Consider the following 21,884-nt stretch of genomic DNA (forward strand, 5'->3'; position numbering starts at 1 on the left):
GACGTCAGCGCATCATCTTGTCGAGTGCGCGCTTCTCTTCGGTCAACTCCTGCTGGCGCGCGTCGATCCGGGATGCCAGGGGGAAGTTGCTGCTGGCGCGCCGCTTGGCCAGATCGAGCTGCTGCAGCGCCTGGTCGTAGTCACCCACGAGGGCGAAGAATTCGGCACGCGCCTGGTGGAGCCCGACGATGTGGCGGTTGAGCCCGCGTACTTCAGCGACCTGATACCAGATATCCGGATCATTACCGCGGCGCTTGAGCAGTTCGTCGAGCGCCACCTCGGCTTCCTTGGTCTGGTTCTGCTTGAGCATCAGATCGATGCGGGCCTGCTCGAGCGGGTAGCTGTCCGGGAAGATCACACGCATGCGATCGATCCGTTGGCGAGCGTCTGCGAGGCGATTGGCGGCCTCGTCCAGGTCGATCATGGCCAGATTGTAGGTGAGGTCGTCGGGTTCGCCTTTCAGTAGCTCGTCCAGCTCCTGGCGCGCCTCTCCAAGGCGCCCTCCCTTGGTCTGGGCGATGGCCAGGCCATAGCGGGCGGCGTCCAGCTTCGGGTTGCTGTCGAGCATCGCCCTGAAACGTTTGGCGGCAATACCCGGTGTTTCCTCGAAGATGAGCTGTACGCGAGCGCGCATCAGTTGGTAGCGCAGGCTGTCTTCGACACCCTTGCTCGGGTACTGCTCGGCGCGGTTGCGGGTATCGGCGATACGGGATTCGGTGACCGGGTGGGTCAGCAGGAACTCCGGTGGTTTCGAGTCGTAGCGGTACTGGCGCATCAGGCGTTCGAACATGCTGGGCATGGCGCGCGGGTCGTAGCCGGCCTTCTCCAGGTTGAGCAAGCCGATGCGGTCCGCCTCCTGTTCGTTCTGCCGGGAGAAGCGCCTCTGCTCCTGAATGGCCGCAGCCTGGGTCGACATGATGGCCGCCATGCCTGCATCGCCGGCGCCCGCTGCCGCGGCGACGATACCTGCCAGCAGCGCGGCCATCATGGGCACCTGCATGCGCTGCTGGGCTTCCAGGCCGCGTGCGAAGTGTCGTTGTGAAAGGTGCGCCAGTTCGTGGGCCATGACCGAGGCATATTCGGCTTCGGTTTGTGCATGTAGCAGCAGACCGCCATTGACGCCGACGATGCCGCCCGGTGCCGCGAAGGCGTTGATCTGCGGGCTGTTGAGCAGGACGAACTCCAGGCGTCGATCCTCCAGCTGACTGGTTTCCGCCAGCCGGTAGACACTGGTCTCGACATAGTCCTTGATCTGCGGGTCGGACAGCTGATCGACCTGGCCGCGCAGAACGCTGAGCCAGGCGCGGCCAAGGCGGTGCTCCTGTTCTGGCGAGACGATGGAGGAGCTTGCGTCGCCCAGTGCGGGCAGGTCGCTGGCGCCGATCGGCAGGGCGGCACAGAGGCAGGCGAGAGCGAGCAGGGAAGGGCGCAGAAGGTTCATGCACTGGGCTCATGATCGAAAGCTCTACTGTAGCCGGCCGGCCGCTCTACTGGCCAGGGTTGCGGTATTCTTGCCGACCCTCAAGGAGGCTGATCATGACCGATATTCTCACCTGCGATGCCGAAGTGGACGCCCGCGGCCTCAACTGCCCGCTGCCACTGCTGAAAGCGAAGCTGGAGCTCAATCGCTTGCCGAGCGGTGCACTGCTCAAGGTGGTTGCCACCGACGCTGGGTCGCAGCGCGACTTTCGCTCATTCGCCACGCTGGCCGGCCACGAGCTGGTACGTGAAGAGGAAAGTGCCGGCGTGTTCAGCTACTGGCTGAGGAAAGCCTGACCGATTCAGCGACAACGAGATTCCGCTCAATCGAATCTGTAGATGTCCATGCCCAGCGCACCATAGGTGAATCCGCTGTGCACTATCCGAAAGCCCGTACCCCCTGCGCCCATGACGAAGTGCAACGGCAGCAGGTGCTCGTCGCTGGGGTGACTGCGCTTGGCGTGGGGGGCCAGGGTGCGGTAGTCGACTAGCGCCGAATGGTCGCCAGTCTGCAGCTTCGCAACCACCCAGTCGCGAAACTCACGGGCCCAGGATTCGACCGCTTCGGGACCGGCGCGCCAGTTCAGCTCGCCGAGATTGTGAGTGATGCTGCCCGAACCGATCAGCAACACGCCTTGTTTGCGCAAGGAGCGGAGCGCCTCACCGACCCGTATCTGCAGGTCAGGGCCGGCATGGCTGGGCAGCGAAAGCTGCAACACCGGGATGTCAGCCTGTGGGTACATCAGTGACAGCGGTACCCAGGCTCCATGATCCAGGGGGCGTTGCGGGTCCAGGCGGCTGGGCAGGTTGGCTTCCGCCAGCAGGCGCTGCACCTCACGTGCGACCTTCGGCGAGCCGGGTGCTGGATAGCTGAGAGCGTAGAGTGGTGCGGGAAATCCGCCGAAATCATGCCAGGTAGCCAGCTGCTCCGAGCTGCCGATCAGCAACTCGGGGCTTTCCCAGTGGGCAGAAACCACTAGAACTGCTTTCGGTCTGGGCAATTCCGCTGCGAGACCGGCCAGGGCAGGACCGCTGGCGCCGGGCTCGAGCGCGAGCATGGGCGATCCATGGGAAATGAACAGAGCGGGCAGCATCGGCGGATCCTCGAAGGGCGATACCGCCATGGTGGCGGGCCAATCTATCGATATCCAATATAACTTTCAGGTCATATTGATCGAGTGGCCCGTTGTGTTCACTCGGTTTCGAGATTCGCCTTGGGGGCGAGCCCGTCGAAGATCTCTGGAGTGAGTGCAGCTTCGCCAGCACCATCGAGCACTTCACGAGGGTGCTCCCCGCCCGGAATACTGCTGTCGAGCATGCTTAACAGCTGTGCGCCGCGCGGGGTGAGGACGAAGTTCTCGCCGTTGCCGCCTTCTTCCTCGGGGCGTGAGGCGATGAACTGGTTCTCGAATAGCAGCGACTCATAGCGGGCCGCCTCGGCGCGGAAGTGATCGAGGTCCTCGACCTTCTCGCCTGCCTGTTCCAGTTCGCTGGCCAGCTCCTCGGCATAGCGGCGCGGTGCGAACGGCTGGCCGGCGGAATTCTGTGCTTCATGCAGCAGGCGTTCGATCAGGTCCCAGTCATAAACAGCCATGGTCATTCTCCCGTAAGAATTAGGCTTACAGATTCCGACTAGTCCTGAAGGAGCAAGGTTCGAGGTTTTTCGCGGGCAATAAAAAAGGCGATCCGAGGATCGCCTTTTCGCCAGGTGCCTAATCAGCCGCGCTGGCGCAGGGCCTCGATGCGGTCTTCCAGCGGCGGGTGCGTCATCAGCAGACCGGCCAGACCGTTCTTCAGGCCCCCATTGATGGCGAAGGCGGTCATGCTGCTGGGCATCTGCACCGGCACACCCTGCTCTGCACGCAAGCGCTCCAGGGCGGCAATCATCGCACCGGTGCCAGCCAGGCGGGCGCCGGCGTCGTCGGCCTTGAACTCGCGGCGACGGGAGAACCACATGACGATGATGCTGGCCAGGATGCCCAGGACCAGCTCGGCGAAGATGGTCGCGGCTATGTAGCCGAAGCCATGACCTTCGCCTTCGTTCTTCAGAATCACGCGGTCGACGAAGTTGCCGAAGATGCGCGCGAAGAACATCACGAAGGTGTTCACCACGCCCTGGATCATTGCCAGGGTGACCATGTCGCCATTGGCTACGTGGCCGATCTCGTGGGCCAGAACCGCCTTCACCTCGTCAGGCGAGAAGCGCTCCAGCAGGCCCTGGCTGACGGCCACCAGGGCATCGTTCTTGTTCCAGCCGGTGGCGAAGGCGTTGGATTCGTAGGCGGGGAAGATGCCGACCTCGGGCATCTTGATACCCGCGTCGCGGGACAGCTCTTCAACGGTCTGTAGCAGCCACTGCTCATGGCGCGTGCGCGGCTGGGTGATGATTTCGGTGCCGGTGCTCATCTTGGCCATCCACTTGGACAGGAACAGCGAGATGAAGGAGCCGACGAAGCCGAACACGGCACAGAAAGCTAACAGGCTGCCGTAGTTCTGGCCGGTGAAGCGGTCCACCCCGAGCAGTTTCAAGGTGACGCTGGCGATCAGCAGCACCGCCAGGTTGGTGGCCAGGAACAATACGATACGCATCATGGTAGGAAGCTTCTCCTCAGGCGAAGACGTTCTAAGTATGCGAGCTATATAAGGTTGGTCCGCATCACCTTCAACCGAGGCTCTATTTCAAACTATGTCGTTCACGGGATTCAGCGTGCTTTCGAACACCAGGCGAGTCAGGCGTGCGACCTTCTCACTGTTCTGTTGGCCGAGGGCTTCACGCAGCTGCCAGGCGAGGGTGCCGCGGACCCGTCTTACGCTTGCGGTCTGGCTTTCACCGTCGGGCAGGGCATGGGGAATGCCGCGCGACAGACGCATGAAACCCTTCTCGGTGAGCACCGCCTGATCCAGCGCGTCGTAGGCAATGGTGGAGTCGAAGCGGATGTAGCCTTCCTCCGCCAGCCAGAGCAGGGCACTCAGGCAGGACTGGTGACGTGTGCTGGGAAGGCCGAACTCGTCAGGCTCCTCGCGGCCGATCAGGTCTTCCACATAGAGCGCCATCTTGCGCGGAAAGGCCTGATAGAGCATCAGCATGCCGGCAGCGGCATCCTTGTAGAACTCGTCGATCTGCAGATCCAATTAGGAAACCTTCAATAACAATTATTCAGCACGCTCGCCGTCGATGTTCTGGTCATGGCGCGATGGAAATACAGGTTGCATGGGCGATGGATGCTGCCGATTACGCCTTGTCGATGCAATAGATGGCATCCAGTAACGTCGGCTATTGCAGAAAATCAGCGGCCTAATGGCCGGCCAGAAAGGCCACGAGCTGCCGGGCGTGGGATGACAGGGACTCCCAGCTCTGGATGCAAATGCGCAACTCACGGGTGGCCCAGGCATCCTTGAGCGTGACGATGCTGACGGGGAGCTCGAGCGCGAATCGTGCTGCGGCTGCCTCTGGCAGGAGGGCGATGCCGACCCGCTGTGCGACCAGTTGCGCGATGGCATCGAAGCTGGGCGCGCGTACTCGCACTCTCAACGGCATGGCCTGTCGGGTAGCCATTTCCTCGACGAAGCGCTGCATGGCCCGCTCGGCGGGCAGGCAGACGAAGGGGTGGTCGAGTGCATCGCGCAGTTCGATCATCTGGCGTTCCGCCAGTGGATGCCCCTGTGGCGTCAGCATTACCAGCTTGTCATCGCGAAAGGGCAGGGACAGCAGCCCCTCGGTGGGCAGGTTGCCGTCATACACGCCGATTTCGCATTCACCGCTCCTGACGGCACGCAGTACCTCGATGCTCTTCTGTTCCACCAGTTGCAGGTCCACTTCCGGATAGTCGGCCAGGAAAGGACCGAGCGTGGCGGGCAGGAAGGTGCTGTTGGCAACGGTAGTGGCAGACAGGTTGAGACTGATGCGCCGCTGGCCGGCGAGTTCGTTGATGGCGTCTTTCAGTCCATCCGCCTCGTTGATCACCTTGCGTGAGCGTTCGAGGATCAGTCGGCCGACAGGCGTGAGCACCATCCCATCGGCCTTGCGGGTGAAGAGTGTCAGCCCGCAGCGCTGTTCGAACAGGCGCAATCGCGTGCTTGCCGCCGAAACCGCCACAGGAAAGGTGGCGGCCGCCTTGCTCAGGCTGCCCGTGGCGGCGATGGCCGACAGGAGGCGAAGGTCGATCAGGTCAAAATGCATGACTTATCCAAAAGCGAACGCTCTCTTCGTGAAAAAGCGATTCTAGCGACGCGGCGTTATATACAGAATAAGGCCTCTTCGATTCTTCGTTTCTGGATTGCGATGAAACTCCTGCGTTTCCCTTACCAGCGCTTGCTGGAGGATGGCCGCCTGTACGCCGTGTTGGCGGCAGCCGGATTCAGTCTGAAGGCCATCTTCGTCAAGTTGTCTTACGCTGCAGGCCCTGTGGATGCGGTCACCTTGCTCGCCCTGCGCATGGCGCTGGCACTGCCGTTGTTCTGCTGGCTGATCTGGTTGAGCCGTGGGGAGGATAGTGCTCCGCTGAGTGCAATGGATGTCGTTCGCATCCTGCTGCTCGGGCTGCTGGGTTACTACCTGTCCAGCCTGTTCGATTTTTATGGGCTGGAATACATCAGTGCCGGGCTCGAACGACTGATTCTGTTTACCTATCCGACGCTTGTCCTGTTGCTGCAGGCGGCGGTTTTGCGCGAGCGACCGAGCCCGCGCACCTTGTTGGCCATGGGCATCTGCTATGCCGGCCTCGGTATCGCTTTCGTTCATGACGTGAGCTCGCTCGGTGCCAGCGCGAATGTCATTCAGGGGGCTGCCTGGGTTTTTGCCAGTGCGGTCACCTATGCCATGTATTACTTCGGCGCAGGAGTGATGCTCAAACGCCTGGGGTCCATGCGCCTTGCGGGGCTGGCAGGTGGTGCGTCGTCGCTGATGGTACTGATGCATTACGGTGTTACCGCCGATGTCGGGCAACTGGCAACCTTGCCGGGTTCGATCTGGGCATTTGCCGCGGCAATGGCGTTGTGCTCAACGGTGCTGCCCATCTATTGGATGGCTCTCGCCATTCAGCGCCTTGGGGCGACGCAGACCGCAGCGGTGGGCAATCTGGGCCCGGTGCTCACCATCTTCATTTCCTGGCTGGTACTGAGCGAATCGCTCTCGCTGTACCAGCTTGCCGGCCTGGGGCTGGTGATGTTCGGTGTTTCACGTCTGAAACCCTCGTCTGGAAAGGCCGCGGTTGGCGCTGATAGTCGTGACCGCAGATCCAGATTTTCCCTGCTGGGAGAGCGTCTGCTCGGGCCGATGCTCGATCGATCCGGCACGCGACAATCACCCGATGCGAATGCCCCTCGTGATGGCCGCTAAGGGGGATGAACGGCTGTCGTTGTAAAAGAGGCCCCGATTTCCATCCATCAAGGCGCTCTCGGGCATTGTGAAAGCCATTCCACGAATGGCCCTGAGTTACGACTTTGGGCGGCGGCGGCCTATTCAGCGGGGCGGCAATTGATGACAATCGCAGGCAAGCCCTCTGTCATCGGGACTTCGTATGGACCAGATACTCGCGCTTTTATCTGAGACAGTTCCCAAAGCTCAAACGGTCGAACAGCTCACTCGCCCCCTGCTGGATCTGCTGGGCAAGGTAACGGGCATGGAGTCGACCTACCTGACGACCATCGATATCGATCAGGGAGTCCAGCGTGTCGAGTTCGCTCGCAACATTGGCGAGATGGCCATACCCGAAGGGCTGGTGGTGCCCTGGGAAGACACGCTGTGCAAGCGTGCCCTCGACGAGAACCGGATGTACTCCGATGACGTTTCCGAGTGCTGGGGTGACTCCGAGGCGGCGAAGGCGCTCGGTATTCGTACCTACCTGAGCGCTCCGATTCGCGCGCAGGATGGCAAGGTGCTCGGTACGGTCTGCGCGGCCAGCTCCTCGCAGGTTACCCGAGCGCCGGACGTGGAGCCCATCCTGCTGCTGCTCTCAGGCCTGCTGAGTTATTCGCTGGAGCGGGAAATCCTGGTGGAGCGTCTGCAGCGGGCTTCGACCGAGCTGGTGAAGCTTGCGCTGACGGATTCCCTGACGGAGCTGTACAACCGGCGCGCAATCATGAGTGAGCTTCCCCGCCTGTTCGCATTGGCCCGGCGCGAGAACAAGTATGTGCTGATTGGCGCCGTCGACCTGGATGGTTTCAAAGTCATCAACGACACCTATGGTCATCAGGCGGGTGACGAGTTCCTCAAGGCGATTTCCTCTCGCCTTAAGGACTGCCTGCGCGCCAGCGACATCATCGGGCGCACTGGTGGTGACGAGTTCGTGGTGCTGGCACTGGGAACGCCCTCGGCGGACCAGGACCTCCCGAGCGAAATGCAAATGGCGAGCAGCCTGTTGCAGGATCGTCTCACCAAGGCGACGGAAGGTCTCTATGCCCTCGGCGAATCCGTTAGCGACCTGCAGTACGGTGGCGCCAGTGTCGGCGTGGTAGCAGTGATGCCCGAGGAGACGGATCGCGACGAGGCCGTTCGCCTGGCGGATCGCGAGATGTACCGGATCAAGCAACAGCGAAAACAGCGGCGCCACTAATCCAGTTGGCGCTCGTGCCCAGGGCGGCTGGTGCTCGTCTGTCCGGAGGCTTGGATCGTCAGCCTGCTCTAGCCTTCATCGCCGACCGAATGAAGGCCTGCTCTTCGGGTTGTAGCCGGCCGCAGAAGCGCATCAGCAGGCGCGCATCCGGTGTCATGGGCTCGCGCTGAAAATGGTTCGTGCCGGTGTGCCGGCTGTCATCTGCTTCGCGAATCTTGCTCATGCGGTAACTCCTCCACAGGGTCTGGTTCATCTCCGCACCGGACCCACTCGATCAATCAAGGAAAATAGAACCCGCCGCAGCGGGCTCTGGTGCGGCCCTATCAGGACAGCTGAACGCGTTCCGCCATCGGGCCTTTCTGGCCGGCTGCGACCAGGAAGGACACCCGCTGGCCTTCGTTGAGCGTGCGATAGCCGTCCGATTCGATCTGACGGAAATGCACGAACAGATCCGGGCCTTGGTCCGGCGTGATGAAGCCGAAGCCCTTGTCGGGGTTGAACCATTTGACGATACCGCTCTGGCGATCAGCCATGATTTCATTCTCCAGGATAGTTGGGGTCGGGCAGGGCCCGTGCACACCGGTGCGAGTGAAGCTGAGACGTGGAGATGGAATCGAAGGATCGAACATCGCCGGTACCGCTTGACCGAGCAGTCAGTGCTTGCAGAGGTAAAGAGCGCAAGCGAGGCCGGATAGTTCGAGCGACTTTTCTGCACCAGTGCGCATTTCTGCAAGGTGCCAGCCAGACGCCTGTAGGCCGTTTGGCACTCCTCGCTTCCATGTTGCGGTCGTGAGCGGTACAAGGAACGACGGCCTCAACGGACCACTGGATAAGGACGAAGACAGATGGCGGATTGGCTCAAGGGCGGCGCCTCGATGGCCGACCGCATCCGCGGCTACGACTGGGCGGCCACTCCACTGGGGCCCATCGAGCAATGGCCCGATGTGCTCAAGACGACAGTGGCCCTGTGCCTGGGCTCGCACTTCCCCCAGGCGGTGATCTGGGGACGCGAGCTGATCACCCTGCACAACGAGGCCTTCCAGGTGATCCTCGGCGACAAGCCGGCGGCACTGGGCCGGCCGTTCAGCGAGGTGTGGAAGGAAGCCTGGAGCGAGATCAGCCACATCGCGGACAAGGCCCTGGCTGGCCAGGCGACCTTCATCGAAGACTTCCCTCTGCTCATCGAGCGCGATGGCGGCCTGGCGCCGGCGTATTTCACCTTCTGCTACAGCCCGATCCGTGACCACACCGGCCAGGTGGTCGGCATCCTGGACACCGTCACCGAGACCACTGCCACCGTGGTCACCAACAAGCGCCTGCATTTTCTCGATGCGCTGGGGCGAGCGGCGGCGAGCGCCACCAGTTCCGACATGATCATGGCCACCACCACCCGCATGCTCGGCCATCACCTGAAGCTGTCCAGCTGTGCTTATGCGGACATGGACGCGGACGAGGATGGCTTCACCATCCGTGGCGACTGGGTCGCGCCCGGCTCGTCGCACCTGCTGGGCCACTACAGCCTGACCGACTTTGGCCGGCTGGCGGTGGACAGCCTGAGCGTCGGCAAGCCGTTGGTGATCAACAACAACCTGGAGGAGCTGGCGCCGGAAGAGGCTGCGACGTTCCAGTCCCTGGGCATCACCGCCACCATCTGCATGCCGCTGGTCAGGGAAGGCCGGTTGACCGCGCTGATGGCGATTCACGACAAGGAACCGCGGAACTGGTCGGTCTATGAGCTGGCGCTGATCAGCGAAGTGACCGAGCGCTGCTGGGCGCACATCGAGCGGATTCGTGCCGATGCCGAGGTACATGCGGCGATGGCTGCACTCGCCACCCTCAATGCGACGCTGGAGGAGCGCGTCGAGGAGCGCACCGCGCAACTGGCGGAGATCGAGGCGGCGCTGCGCCAGTCGCAGAAGCTCGAAGCTATTGGCCAGCTTACCGGCGGCGTGGCCCATGACTTCAACAACCTGCTGACGATCATCCGCTCCTCCGTGCACCTGTTGCAGCGTCCGGGGCTGGCCGAGGATCGCCGCAGTCACTACCTCAAGACGGTGGCGGATACCGTTGACCGGGGTGCCAAGCTGACCGGCCAGCTGCTCGCGTTTGCCCGGCGCCAGGCACTCAATCCAGAGGTGTTCGAGGCGGCACAACGGCTGGAGGCGCTCGCCGACATGCTGGATACGGCAACTGGCTCCTGCGTCCGTGTCGAACTGCAATTGCCGGAGGTTCCGTGCTACATCCGCGCCGACCTGGGTCAGCTGGAGGCTGCCTTCGTCAACCTGGCGATCAATGGCCGCGACGCCATGGGCGGCGAGGGCACCTTGTTCCTGCGGTTGGCGGCCAACCAGCCGATGCCGTCCATTCGCGGCCATCTCGCGCAGGCAGGGCCGTTCGCCGCGATCTCGGTCACCGATACCGGTGCCGGCATTGCCCCGGAGTTGCTGGAGCGTATCTTCGAACCCTTCTTCACCACCAAGGCCACCGGGCAGGGCACGGGGCTTGGGCTGTCCCAGGTATTTGGCTTTGCCAAGCAGTCGGGCGGCGATGTGCAGGTGGTGAGCCGACCGGGCGAGGGCACCACCTTTACCCTCTACCTGCCACAGGTGGAGCCCGAACAAGCGCAGGCGGATGAGGGCGACAGTGTCGAGCTGCCCGACGATGGCGCCCAGCGTCGCATCCTGGTGGTCGAGGACAATCCGGAAGTCGGCGGTTTCGCGGCCCAGATCCTGGCGGATCTGGGCTACCAGACCACCTGGGTCACCACCGCCGAGGAGGCGCTGACCCAGGTGGGGCCGCAGGCAGAGGCGTTCGACGCGGTGTTCTCCGACGTGGTCATGCCGGGCATGGGCGGCATCGCCCTGGCCAATGAGCTGCGCCGCCGGCGAGCGGACCTGCCGGTAATCCTCACCTCCGGCTACAGCCATGCCCTGGCCGAGGGCGGGCATCACGGCTTTGAGTTCCTGCCCAAGCCGTATTCGGTGGACCAGGTCTCCCATGCGCTGAACAACGCGCTCGGCGTGAAGGCAGAGCGCACGGCCCGAGGCTGAACCGCTAGACGAACCCGCGCAGGCGTTCGATCTCCGCCCGGACATGGCGCACGAAGGCAGCGAGCGCCTCGGGCTGGCCGGCCAGCTCGTCCAGGGCTGTGCCCAGGTAGGAGGCGCGCGCGTTTTCCAGCACGGCATGGTGCGTTGCCGGCAGTCGTACCAGCGCCCAGTCAGCAGCAACATCCTTGGGCGCGATTTCGCCGGTGGCCAGCGTCAGCCAGATACGCGCCAGCGCCAGCACCACGTTGCGCTCATCGCCCAGCCAGTCTGCCGGCTCGTTCCACTGCAAGGTCGTGTCGTGCAGGGCGTTGGCCAGGTCTGTGGCGGGAATGGGGGCGAGCAGCTCGTCGAGCGGCAGGCCACGCAGGCGCAGGCTGTGTCGGCGTGCCTTGGTCAGCAGGATCGCCAGGTCGTGATCCAGCATGGCTGGCTCCAGGCGCCCGGCCTCGATGTCCTCGCGTAGCCATTCGCCGAACTGCAGCTCGCGCCGCGCGGGATAGCGCCAGGGCCGGACGGCCTCTCGCGCCAGCACCGTCACCTCCAGTGGGCGTAGCACATCCGTCGCGGGCCAGGCAGAGACGGACAGCAGCTCGGTCATCAGTGCGCAGCGGACGGCGTCGCTCGGTGGCTGGTCGACGATCACCAGCAGATCGATGTCGCTGGGCGGCTTGAGCCCGCCAGCGACCGCCGAGCCGAACAGGTGAACGGCCAGCAGCGAGTCGCCGAGATGACACTCCAGCACTCCGACGGCCTGTTCGACCTGCATGGCGATCGCGGCGGGAGGTGCTGTCTCTGCCATGGCGATGGTCCGTGTTCTCAACGAGTGCGGGCGACGCTGCTCAGCACGGCCGCACCGAGCAGGGCTGAGCAGATCGAGCCGACCAGTACGCCGACCTTCACTTCGCTGATCAGATGCTCGCTGCCGGCGAACGCCAGCGTGCCGATGAACAGGCTCATGGTGAAGCCGATACCGCAGAGGATCGCCACACCATAGAGCTGCAGCCAGGTGGCATTAGCCGGCAGCGGAGCGAGCCCGCTGCGGATGGCCAGTGCTGCCGCGCTGAACACGCCGACCTGCTTGCCGACCAGCAGGCCCAGGGCCACGCCAAGCGGGATGGGATCGAGCAGGTTGTCGGCGCTGATTCCGGCCAGCGAGACACCGGCGTTGGCGAAGCCGAAGATCGGTACGATGGCGAAGGCCACCCAGGGGTGCAGCTTGCTCTCCAGGTACAGCAACGGCGAGCGGGCCTCGTCCTCGCTGTCGCCCAGGGGAATGCACAGCGCCAGGATTACCCCGGCCAGTGTGGCGTGGATGCCCGAGTGGAGCATGCAGAACCACAGCAGCCCGCCGACTGCCAGATAGGGCAGCAACCGGCGTACGCCGAGGCGGTTGAGGATGACGAGCACGGCGACCGCGGCGGCGGAGGCGAGCAGCATGCCCAGCGACAGGCCGCTGCTGTAGAACAGGGCGATGATCAGCACCGCGCCGAGGTCGTCGAGGATGGCCAGGGCCGACAGGAAGATCTTCAGTGACAACGGTACGCGCTTGCCCAGCAGCGACAGCACGCCCAAGGCGAAGGCGATGTCGGTTGCCGAGGGGATCGCCCAACCGGCGACGGTGTCCGGGTTGTTCAGGTTGAAGGCCAGGTAGACCAGGGCTGGCACCAGCATGCCGCCCAGTGCGGCAAGGCCGGGCAGGGCGCGTTCGCCCCAGGTGGCGAGCTGGCCGGCGAGCATCTCGCGCTTGATCTCCAGGCCGACCAGCAGGAAGAACACGGCCATCAGGCCATCGTTGATCCAGTGTTCCAGCGAGAGGCCGAGTGCCTTGATGTGCAGGGCGGCGAAATAGCTGTCCGCCAGTGGCGAGTTGGCAACGATCAATGCGACCAGTGCGGCGATCATCAGCACGATGCCGCCGGCCGATTCGGCGGCGAAGAAGCGGATGATGAAGGTGGTTGCCGAGGAGGAAGGGCGGGCGGATTGAGGGGTGGGATTCGAACTCACGGACACAGGTGCTCCGCGCGGCGGCCCGACCTGCGCAAGGATTTAACCTGTCCTTCCGCACCAGCGCGGTGAACACCCGGCGGGCATTCTACCGTTGCCGGCGGCTCAAGGGGAGTCGTGGCCGCCGCGCTCATCGGCTAGTGGCACGGTCATTCCAGCATTCCGGGATCGGTTCTGCCGTCGCCATGCGGACCGCCAGGGGCTTGCTGGTCCTTCGAGTCGCCCCGTTCCCCTTCCGGTACCGGATCGCCATCGAGGGTCTCCACCGGATGGTCGTCAGAGGCCTTGCCTTGGCCCTGTGGAAGCGGTGTGTCGGCATGCTTTCGTGATTCGACCTTGTCCGTGGCGTGTTCTCCGTCGAGGTGGTGCTCAGCCTGCACGGTTAAGGGCAGGGCGAGCGCAATGAGGGTGCTGAGGGCGGTGGTGGAGATGTGTGATCTGTTCATGACAGGCCTCGCTGACGGCTGATCCGCCGAACGGTATGGCACCCGGTCGGCGAAGGTGTTGGTGCCCACTGCCTGATATAGAACGGAGCACTGTGGATTCGGGTAGTCCGGTTGGCCAGGAGTCCCTTCGTCCGACCTGTGTCCGCCCACGTGCGGCGACTCGTCACTCAGCCGGCCGGCTGGGGAGACCTATACTGCCCATCGCTGCCCACCGGTCGACTAGCATCGGGCAAGGAAATGTCGGCCGGGTTGGGCGGTCTAGGTGACCCACCGGCGATTCGCCGCCAGCCGGATCCCTCTGTTGATTTGCTGAAGATGGGCTCCGTCCGCTCATAGGAATAGGATTTCCTCAGGTACGGTATGCGGTGCCAGCGCATCGGCTCGGTGCTGCTGGAGGCATCTGGCAGGAGCGGTGAGCGATAGGCCTGATGACAGTACGCTTGCCTGTCCGTGTCTCATTGTCTAGGTGCTGCGCTCTCGCCTGTCCCCAGGGAGTTGAGGGTCATTCGACGTGGCCCAGTGCCATGCGCGAATAGGGGCCTCACGGAGTTGGCACCCACAGACTTCGGCTGCAATGGCACAGACCTGTCCTGCCGCTTCGTGGTCGCCAGGGCCATCTCCATACCCGGTAGTGATTACATGGTGAGTTGCCACAGCCTGCCGACTAGACGTGCTTCGTCAAGGCTCACCCTGCCATCGGCAAAGCGCAGGTGTCTCCATTTGGCATGGTGGGAAGCGAAGCGCAGGGACATGTCGCTTTCCCGGATATGCTCGCGGCGCGGCCAAGCCGGACACTAAGCGTCGTCGCCATCCGGGTCGAGTTATGCCAGCCGGCGCTGGATTCACCACGACACGGTGTCGATCGGGCGAAGTGCAGGTCGCGGTGATGAGGTGCAGTGTGTGGTATCTCGTAGCCATCGAGTGTGGCGCTCAAGCTTTCATCATTACTCGATGACTGCGATGGCGGCGTATGGGTTCAGGGAGAGCGACATGCGTCTGGCCGACATTGAGCTCGAACTTTTTCTGCTTCGCGGTGGCCTTTACATCGGTGGGAGCAAATGGGGAACGACATGGCCAGACTGGCAAAAGCACGCGCGACAGTTATTTGCCAGCAAGCTGGCAGGGTGCTGCTGGTGCGCAAGGCCGAGGCGAAGTGGACGCTGCCCGGCGGCAAGATCGAGGCCAACGAGGGGCCGGTGGAGGCCGCGCTGCGCGAGTTGTGCGAGGAAACCGGGCTGGCCTCCGAGGCACTGGAGTACCTGGCTCTGCATCAGTTCGACTCGCGCGCCCACCATGTCTTCCGCCTGTCCGTGCCCGCGGCGCTGGATGCTCGACCGCTGAACGAGATCGCCGATTGCCGATGGTTCGCCCCCGAGGATGTCGACCTGTCTCCGGTCAAGCGTCCCAGCCTGAAACTGCTGAAGCTGTATTGCTCTGTGAGCGATATAGGCACGGCGTCGACCAATCGCTAGTTACGTGACGGGGCTCGGGCGTTCAGAATAGGGCGTTTGCCTCTGCAGGTCCCCTCATGCCCACCAGCCATTTTCCCCGGCACGTTTCTGTTCTGCTGCTGGCCAGCCTGGCCTGCGCCTTCGCCGGCAACCATATCGCCGCGCGCATTGCCTTCGATGATGGCGCCGGGCTGCTGCTGGCGATCCTCTGCCGCTCCGGTGTGACAATGCTTGCGCTCGCTGCCCTGGTGCTCTGGCGGCGTCAGTTTGCACGCCTGGGCGCAGGCGTGCTGCGCTGGCAGTTGCTGGTCGGATTGCTGATCGGTGCGCAGAGCTTCTGCATCTACTCCGCGGTGGCGCGGATTCCAGTGGGGCTGGCGCTGCTGTTGATCAATCTGTCGCCGGTATTCCTCGCGGTCCTGACCTGGGCGCTGGGTGGTCCGGCGCCCACCCGGCGCGCGGCTCTGCTTATGGGCGGTATCCTGATCGGCCTGCTGCTGGCCCTGGATGTACCGGGCATCGTCGGTGGTCAGGGGCGGATTAGCGAGCGCTGGCTCGAAGGCGTGCTGTTCAGTGTCAGCGGAGCGGCGTTTTTCGCCGTCGCCGTGTGGGTCTCCGAGCACCGGTTGGCGCGGATGGACGGTGCCGTGCGCAGCATGCTGACCATGGCCCTGGTGTTCACCTGTACGGCGGCGGTCAGCGCGACCAGCGCCATGCCTGGCGGCCTTTCTCTGCCGGCTTCGACGGCTGGCTGGTTGGCCTTGGCGGTGCTGGTGCTGCTCTACGGCTCGGCCTTCTCCACACTGTTCATCTGCATGCCCCGCCTGGATATTGCTCGCAACGCACCCGTGATGAACGCCGAGCCGGTCGCCGGGTTGCTGCTCGGCTGGCTGATTCTCGGCCAGCAGCTCAATCTGCTGCAGCTGGTCGGTGGAGGCATCGTGGTAGCGGGTATCGTCCTGCTGGCATACAAGCGCGCCGGCTAGCGCATGGCGCGAAGTCTGCCGGCACCTTGCCTGCGGGCACGCTGAGCCAGGCTGGCGGCCGCTGGTTAGCAGCTGTATTAACTACCCGTTTCGGAAATTTCGTGTGATTCGTCGTACCTGTATCGCTCTACCCTTGGTCGTGTGGCCCCTTGCGTTGTCTGCTGCCGGCCAGGAGCAGGCCCGAGGCTTCATCGAAGACGGCAGCTGGAGCCTGCTCAATCGCTCCGTCTATGACAACCGCGAGTACCGGCACGGTGCCCGCAGCAATGGCGCACGCAATGCCCTGAAGCCCAGAGCAGAGCGCAACGGCTACGCAGAGGAGTGGGCCTACGGTCTGATAGGTAGCCTGCAGTCGGGGTTCACCCTGGGCGCGGTAGGCATGGGCGTGGATGCCCATCTGTATCAAGGGCTCAAGCTCGACAGCGGTGGCGGGCGCGCCGGCAAGGCGCGTTTGCTGGGCGTGGACAACGAAAACCGGGTCAAGGACGGCATGGCCCGTGGCGGCGCCGCGCTCAAGCTGCGGGCCTCGTCCACCACGCTGGCCTATGGCGAACAGCGGGTGAAGACGCCGGTGTTCAGCTCGTCCGACAGCCGCCTGCTGCCGGAGACGGCCACCGGCTTCTTCCTGCAGAGTCGTGAGTTCGAGGACCTGGCGCTGATCGCCGGGCACTTCACGGAGAGCACCGATCGTAACGCAAGCAGCCATGATCAGGGCTTCGTGGTGAATTATTCGAATGGCAGCCAGGGAGACAGCGTCGATCTCGTCGGTGCCGCCTACAGCGGCCTCGAAGGTCTGACGGCCAGCCTCTACAGCTCGCACTACGAAGACACCTGGCGCCAGCATTATCTCGGAGGGGTATACAGCCACGCGCTGGGGAGCGACAGCAGCCTCGCCTTCAACTTCAATCTCTATCGCACCACCGATACCGGCGAAGCGCTATCCGGCCGTATCGACAACACCACCTGGAGCCTGGTATCGAGCTATGCGCTCGGTGCCCATACCTTCAGCCTGGGCTACCAACGGGTGGATGGCGATACACCGTTCGACTACATCACACGCGGTGCCATCTGGCTTGGCAACGCGGTCCAGCTTTCTGACTTCAACGCCCCTAACGAGCGCTCCTGGCAACTGCGCTACGATCTGGCGCTAGTCTCCTTCGGCCTGCCGGGTCTGACGCTCAGCGCGGCCTATCTGCGCGGTGACGAGATCGATGGCAGCCACATGGACCCGAATGGCGGCTACGCCTACCTGGGTTACGGCAAGGATGGTCGGCACTGGGAGCGCGACCTGGAGGCACGTTACGTGGTGCAGGGCGGTACGGCCAATGGCCTGGCTTTTTCCCTGAGGCACAACAGCCATCGTGGCAACGCCGCTCAGGCTGAGCTCGATACCGATCAGGTTCGCCTGGCGGTGGAGTATCCGCTCGGTGGAGGGTTTTAGTCGGCGTTCGATAGAGCCGTCATGCCCTAGGCCGGTCCGTACCTGCTGACGGCCAGCACCATCGCTCCGGTGCTGGCGACGTGCAGGGGCTGGGCAAAGGGTGGGTTCACATCGATGTACCAGGCAGAGGTCAAGGTCGTGATGAGCCACACGACTGCCATGGAGCGAGCCTCGTGCATGGCGTGATAGGCAAATGGTGATGGCGGGCCCAGCTACGAGGTCCATGACACATGCCTGCATGACTGGTGAGACGCTGGTCAGTTTATTGGCAGTGCCTCATGCATCAGCAATTCACCCTAAGAGGTTACCGAGCAGCAAGACGATCAGCAGTAGGATCGCCAGACCGACAGATGCCTTGAACTGGAAGGACAGGTAATTGAAGCCTTCCGTGTTGCCCTGTTTGGAGAAGTAGGGGGTGTTCCGCTTCTTGCTCATGATTCGGTCTTCCCTATTTGGCAGAGTGGTCGAAATCGTCATCCTGGCAATTTACCCGTGAATGAGCGGGGAGCGAAGCTCGGTGACGATGCCCGGCTCGACGACTTCCAGGGTCTCCCCTAGAATCGGAGCCCGATTTCATTCCTCGAGGTATTCGTCCGATGCGTCATTGATGCCGCCGTCCGCAAGACGGCCAGTCTCCTTCTCCCCTCGCGAGCAGGGGGAGTTCTTGGCATCCATGGAATTGACGCATGACGAATCCCTTTCTGACGCTGGAAGGCGTTTCCTGCGTGCTGCCGGACGGCAGAACGCTGTTTTCAAATCTCGATGAACAGTTCGACAGCCGTCCCACGGGCCTTGTCGGCCGCAATGGCATCGGCAAGACCCTGCTGGCCCGAATCATGGCGGGCCTGCTCGCGCCGTCGTCCGGTCGCTGTGTGTGCTCCGGGGAGGTGTACTACCTGCGGCAGCAGGTATCGCATGCTCCGGGCAGCCGCGTGGCCGATCTCGCGGGTGTCCGGGGCGTGCTGGAAGCGCTGGAGCGCATCGAGGCGGGGAGTATCTCGCCGGTTGACTTCGAAGCAGTGGGCGAGCGCTGGAGTATCCGCCAGCAGCTTCAGCAGGCACTCGCCTCCAGTGGTCTGAGCCATCTCGATATCACGACTCCGGTGAGTCGTTTGAGTGGCGGTGAGGCCATGCGTGTCGCGCTGAGTGGCGCCATGATGGCCAACGCCGACTTCCTGATCCTGGATGAGCCCAGCAATCATCTCGACCGTCCCGGCCGTCGAGCTCTGATCGAGCAGCTGCGATATTGGGCCGGTGGGCTGGTGGTGATCAGCCACGACCGAGAGCGGCTGGAGACGATGGATCGCACCGTGGAGTTGTCATCGCTGGGGCTTCATAGCCACGGTGGTGGCTACTCTGTGTATGTACAAGGCAAGGAGCAACAGCAGCAGGCCGCGATCCGGCAGCTGGAGCACAGCCGACTGGAGCGCAGGCGGCAGGAGCGGGCCATGCAAGAGCAACGCGAGCGGCAACAGCAGCGGCAGGCTCGTGGCGACCGCCATGGTCGCGAGGCGAATCAGGCGAAGATCCTGCTGGGCCGCCAGAAGGAGCGAAGCGAGAGCTCGGCCGGCAAGTTGCAGAATCAACAGACGGCAGCGCGTGAGCAGCTTGTCCAGAGCGTGCGCGAAGCCGCAAGGCAAATCGAGGCCGAGGCACCGATCGTTCTTCATCACGCATCGGCGCTTCAGCCGTCCCGGCGCCTGGTCGCCGAGCTGGAGGCCGTGACGCTACCTTTCGTGGCAATGGCGAATCGTCGCTTCGACCTGCGCCTCACCGGGGACCAACGCGTGGGCGTCGTCGGCGTGAATGGCTGCGGCAAATCCACGCTGCTGAAGCTGCTCGCCGGCCTGATTCCTCCTGCAGCGGGGAGTTGCCGCCTGCTCGTGGAAGGTGTCTATCTCGATCAGCAACTGATCAACCTGCAAGCAGAGCGATCCGCGCTGGAACAGCTGCGTGCCGCCAATCGGCGGCTAGACGAGGGTGTTCTGCGCATGCGGCTGGCACAGCTCGGCCTGGACGCGCAGCGCATCCTGCTGCCCAGCGCATCGCTCAGCGGCGGCGAGCGAATGAAGGCGGCGCTGGCCTGCCTCCTCTACGCCGATTCGCCGACCGAGTTCCTCCTGCTCGATGAGCCGAGCAATCACCTGGACCTGCCGTCGATGCAGGCGCTGGAGGACATGCTGCGAGGCTTTGGGGGAGCGCTTGTGGTGGCCTCTCACGATGAGATTTTCCTAGGCCGGCTGGGCTTGACTCATCGTCTCGAGGCGAGCGAGGGAGAATGGAATCTGCGGGCCTGGTAGCCTCTTCAGCCTGTGCATGAGCTGATGAGTTGCCAGGGGTCGCTGCGCGAGTGGGGCGTGGTCATGGGTCTGCCCCCGCTGCCAGCAGCTCCATCACCTCCAGGTCGGTGACCTGGAAGTCTTCATAGTGCAGGCCGACCGCGCGGAATGGCTCCAGCATCTCCAGGCAGAACAGCTCATCCACCTCGGGACGAAGTTTCTCTACCGTCTCCAACGGGCCCACCGGTACTGCCAGTACGATGCTTCGTGGCTTGCGATGGCGCAGCGCCTTGAGTGCGACGTAGGCGGAACTGCCGCTGGCCAGGCCATCGTCGACGACGATCAGGTCCCGCCGCTCCAATGGCACCGTCGGCCGAGAACCATGATAGAGGGCGCGACGCCGTTCGATCTCGCGCAACTGTTCGGCCATCTGCCCGGCGAACCAATCGGGCGAAGGGTTGAACAGACGCAGCATGTCCTCGTCCACCACCCATTGCGGCTCGTCGCTGTCCACCACGGCGCCGAGGGCGTATTCCTCATGGCCCGGTGCGCCGATCTTGCGCACCAGCAGGATATCCAGCGGCGCGCTCAACGCCCTGGCAATCTCGTGGCCGATGGGTACGCCGCCGCGGGGCAGGGCGAGCACCACGGGATGCTGCCACGAGCGCTCCCCCAGCACAGCTGCCAGCGCCTGGCCGGCGTGATGGCGATCCCTGAAGGCGGGGGCATGGTTCATCTCAGACTCCGAACGGGTAGGTGTCCGCCTCGTGACTCGGCCCGCCATCTTCTGGGGTGGGCAACGGGGTGACGGCGGTGGTCTGTTCGAACCACAGGTAGGCGTCGAACTGCTCGCCCAGCACCGCTTCGTAGTAGTGACTGTGGCGCTCGGTCTGGGGCCGGTAGATCACGCCAATGGCACGCTGCAGCAGTGGCTCGGTAAGGGTATGGCGCAGGGTGGCCTTGCCGGCGCCCCGCCAGTCGGTCAGGGCCGCAGGCAGGCCGGCACGGAGAAAGCGCTGCTCCCAGCTGTCCGGACGCGAGGGCGCTACTTGCTTGATCTGCAGCGGTCCGCCCCAGTCGTGGGCGGCGGCCACTTCGCCACGGTCAGTCCCCATGCCGATGAGCACGGCATCCTGCCCCCAGCCGATGCGACACAGCTGGCCCAGGTTGAATTCGCCCTGCCAGCCCATGGCGGTGGCAGCGGCATCGCCGACATGCGAGTTGTGCGCCCACACCACGGCCTTAGCCCCCCGACCTCGATGCTTCAGCACCTGCTTGAGGGTGTCGAACATGTGGTTGTCGCGCAGGTTCCATGATGATGCCGAGGCGCGGTACATCAGCCGGTAGTACTGTTCGGCGGCGCGCACCACGCGGGCATTCTGCGCCGCGTCGAACAGGCCTTCGTCGCGCTCCAGACTCTCCAGGCGCGCCCACAGCAGCTCGCCGAGCTGTTCGACCACCGCTGCCTCGCAGGAGTCCTGTCCAGCCCACTCGACGCGCTGGCCGTATTCGGCGGGTTCGTTCTGCCAGGGCGTCAGGCAGGCATAGCGCTGGCGAGCGGCTGTCGCCCGTTGCGGATCGCGGCTATCCAGATAGCCCAGCACGGCCTCCATCGAGGCGCGCAGGCTGTAGATGTCCAGACCGCGAAACTCCACGCGCTCGTTCGCCATCAGAGTGGCGTTGTGCTGGTGCAGCCAGCGCACGAACTCCAGCGTCTCGTGGTTACGCCACATCCAACTGGGAAAGCGGGCGAAGACCGCCTCTTCACCGCTCTCTCCCAGGTGATGGCGCACATGCCGGTCGATACGCGCCGCATCCGGCCAGTCGCCCTCGATGGCGACGATGTTGAAGCCGTGCTGTTCGATCAGGCGGCGGGTGATGGCGGCTCGTGCCCGGTAGAACTCAGACGTGCCATGGCTGGCCTCGCCGATCAGTACAACGCGGGCGTCTGCGTAGCGGGAGAAGGGCACGCCGAACTCCTCGGCGTCGAAATCCGGCAGAGGCTCGGCGCTATGGCGCAGCAGTTGGATCAGTCTGTGATCCGAACGTTGGGTCTGGTGCCGGGCCGCGGAGGGCATGGGGCGTACCTCTCAGTTATTCGTGGGGAGCGGATGCCGGCTGTTTGCGGCGATTTCGCCTGAACCGCCAGCCGGAGATGCGGCCACAACAGAAACAACCCTGTGGAGGAACACCT

Annotated in this window: 22 protein-coding genes; 8 read left to right on the forward strand and 14 right to left on the reverse strand. The window is 63.8% G+C overall.

The window, feature by feature from the left end; genetic code table 11:
• Window positions 1-4: 4 nt before the first annotated feature.
• Window positions 5-1,441 (reverse strand): M48 family metalloprotease, encoded by a 1,437-nt coding sequence (locus IB234_RS17250; protein WP_192320166.1) that lies wholly within the window; start codon window positions 1,439-1,441, stop codon window positions 5-7.
• Window positions 1,442-1,536: 95 nt separating this feature from the next.
• Between IB234_RS17250 and IB234_RS17255 the strand changes: the two genes are divergently transcribed.
• On the forward strand, window positions 1,537-1,776 hold the full coding sequence (locus IB234_RS17255; RefSeq protein ID WP_192320169.1) for a sulfurtransferase TusA family protein: 240 nt from the start codon (window positions 1,537-1,539) through the stop codon (window positions 1,774-1,776).
• Window positions 1,777-1,802: 26 nt separating this feature from the next.
• On the opposite strand, the gene IB234_RS17260 is transcribed toward IB234_RS17255, so the two are convergent.
• From IB234_RS17260 to IB234_RS17280, 5 genes are all read right to left on the reverse strand, one after another.
• Entirely contained in the window at window positions 1,803-2,573 is a 771-nt protein-coding gene (locus IB234_RS17260) for a DODA-type extradiol aromatic ring-opening family dioxygenase (RefSeq protein WP_192320171.1), read from the reverse strand.
• Window positions 2,574-2,671: 98 nt separating this feature from the next.
• Window positions 2,672-3,073: a transcriptional regulator gene (locus IB234_RS17265; RefSeq protein WP_192320174.1), complete on the reverse strand. Its 402-nt coding sequence runs from the start codon at window positions 3,071-3,073 to the stop codon at window positions 2,672-2,674.
• Window positions 3,074-3,195: 122 nt separating this feature from the next.
• Entirely contained in the window at window positions 3,196-4,071 is an 876-nt protein-coding gene (gene htpX, locus IB234_RS17270; protein WP_192320176.1) for a protease HtpX, read from the reverse strand.
• Between the two features lie 87 nt (window positions 4,072-4,158).
• A complete protein-coding gene (locus IB234_RS17275) occupies window positions 4,159-4,611 on the reverse strand; it encodes a hypothetical protein (protein ID WP_192320178.1) in 453 nt (150 codons plus the stop codon).
• Window positions 4,612-4,774: 163 nt separating this feature from the next.
• Complete coding sequence (locus IB234_RS17280) at window positions 4,775-5,659, reverse strand: LysR family transcriptional regulator (protein WP_192320180.1); 885 nt, start codon at window positions 5,657-5,659, stop codon at window positions 4,775-4,777.
• Window positions 5,660-5,761: 102 nt separating this feature from the next.
• Between IB234_RS17280 and IB234_RS17285 the strand changes: the two genes are divergently transcribed.
• Both IB234_RS17285 and IB234_RS17290 read left to right on the forward strand, forming a co-directional pair.
• On the forward strand, window positions 5,762-6,817 hold the full coding sequence (locus IB234_RS17285; protein ID WP_192321000.1) for a DMT family transporter: 1,056 nt from the start codon (window positions 5,762-5,764) through the stop codon (window positions 6,815-6,817).
• A 181-nt stretch (window positions 6,818-6,998) separates the two neighbouring features.
• Complete coding sequence (locus tag IB234_RS17290) at window positions 6,999-8,033, forward strand: GGDEF domain-containing protein (protein ID WP_192320182.1); 1,035 nt, start codon at window positions 6,999-7,001, stop codon at window positions 8,031-8,033.
• Between the two features lie 58 nt (window positions 8,034-8,091).
• Here the strand turns inward: IB234_RS17290 and IB234_RS17295 are convergent, their stop codons facing one another.
• Window positions 8,092-8,256 (reverse strand): hypothetical protein, encoded by a 165-nt coding sequence (locus IB234_RS17295; protein ID WP_192320184.1) that lies wholly within the window; start codon window positions 8,254-8,256, stop codon window positions 8,092-8,094.
• Window positions 8,257-8,356: 100 nt separating this feature from the next.
• On the reverse strand, window positions 8,357-8,566 hold the full coding sequence (locus IB234_RS17300) for a cold-shock protein (RefSeq protein WP_192320186.1): 210 nt from the start codon (window positions 8,564-8,566) through the stop codon (window positions 8,357-8,359).
• A gap of 312 nt (window positions 8,567-8,878) precedes the next feature.
• Here IB234_RS17300 and IB234_RS17305 point away from each other — a divergent pair, with 312 nt between their 5' ends.
• Entirely contained in the window at window positions 8,879-11,083 is a 2,205-nt protein-coding gene (locus IB234_RS17305; RefSeq protein WP_192320189.1) for an ATP-binding protein, read from the forward strand.
• 4 nt (window positions 11,084-11,087) lie between these two features.
• Here IB234_RS17305 and IB234_RS17310 read toward each other — a convergent pair whose 3' ends face one another.
• The 3 genes from IB234_RS17310 to IB234_RS17320 all read right to left on the reverse strand — a co-directional run bounded on the left by IB234_RS17310 (window position 11,088) and on the right by IB234_RS17320 (window position 13,533).
• Complete coding sequence (locus IB234_RS17310) at window positions 11,088-11,882, reverse strand: aminoglycoside adenylyltransferase family protein (RefSeq protein ID WP_192320191.1); 795 nt, start codon at window positions 11,880-11,882, stop codon at window positions 11,088-11,090.
• A 17-nt stretch (window positions 11,883-11,899) separates the two neighbouring features.
• Window positions 11,900-13,087, reverse strand: coding sequence for a Na+/H+ antiporter NhaA (gene nhaA, locus IB234_RS17315; RefSeq protein ID WP_192320193.1), 1,188 nt, complete (start codon window positions 13,085-13,087; stop codon window positions 11,900-11,902).
• A gap of 149 nt (window positions 13,088-13,236) precedes the next feature.
• On the reverse strand, window positions 13,237-13,533 hold the full coding sequence (locus IB234_RS17320) for a hypothetical protein (RefSeq protein WP_192320195.1): 297 nt from the start codon (window positions 13,531-13,533) through the stop codon (window positions 13,237-13,239).
• A 1,070-nt stretch (window positions 13,534-14,603) separates the two neighbouring features.
• Between IB234_RS17320 and IB234_RS17325 the strand changes: the two genes are divergently transcribed.
• From IB234_RS17325 to IB234_RS17335, 3 genes are all read left to right on the forward strand, one after another.
• On the forward strand, window positions 14,604-15,005 hold the full coding sequence (locus tag IB234_RS17325) for an NUDIX hydrolase (protein WP_192320197.1): 402 nt from the start codon (window positions 14,604-14,606) through the stop codon (window positions 15,003-15,005).
• A 56-nt stretch (window positions 15,006-15,061) separates the two neighbouring features.
• Entirely contained in the window at window positions 15,062-15,970 is a 909-nt protein-coding gene (locus tag IB234_RS17330; protein WP_192320200.1) for an EamA family transporter, read from the forward strand.
• 106 nt (window positions 15,971-16,076) lie between these two features.
• On the forward strand, window positions 16,077-17,411 hold the full coding sequence (locus IB234_RS17335) for an OprD family porin (RefSeq protein ID WP_192321002.1): 1,335 nt from the start codon (window positions 16,077-16,079) through the stop codon (window positions 17,409-17,411).
• A 291-nt stretch (window positions 17,412-17,702) separates the two neighbouring features.
• On the opposite strand, the gene IB234_RS17340 is transcribed toward IB234_RS17335, so the two are convergent.
• A complete protein-coding gene (locus IB234_RS17340; RefSeq protein WP_192320202.1) occupies window positions 17,703-17,846 on the reverse strand; it encodes a hypothetical protein in 144 nt (47 codons plus the stop codon).
• 251 nt (window positions 17,847-18,097) lie between these two features.
• Between IB234_RS17340 and IB234_RS17345 the strand changes: the two genes are divergently transcribed.
• Window positions 18,098-19,711, forward strand: coding sequence for an ATP-binding cassette domain-containing protein (locus IB234_RS17345; RefSeq protein WP_192320204.1), 1,614 nt, complete (start codon window positions 18,098-18,100; stop codon window positions 19,709-19,711).
• 61 nt (window positions 19,712-19,772) lie between these two features.
• Here IB234_RS17345 and IB234_RS17350 read toward each other — a convergent pair whose 3' ends face one another.
• Complete coding sequence (locus tag IB234_RS17350) at window positions 19,773-20,426, reverse strand: phosphoribosyltransferase (RefSeq protein WP_192320206.1); 654 nt, start codon at window positions 20,424-20,426, stop codon at window positions 19,773-19,775.
• A 1-nt stretch (window position 20,427) separates the two neighbouring features.
• A complete protein-coding gene (locus IB234_RS17355) occupies window positions 20,428-21,768 on the reverse strand; it encodes an erythromycin esterase family protein (protein ID WP_192320208.1) in 1,341 nt (446 codons plus the stop codon).
• Between the last annotated feature and the right edge of the window lie 116 nt (window positions 21,769-21,884).

Source organism: Pseudomonas sp. PDM16 (assembly GCF_014851865.1).
GTDB lineage: Bacteria > Pseudomonadota > Gammaproteobacteria > Pseudomonadales > Pseudomonadaceae > Aquipseudomonas.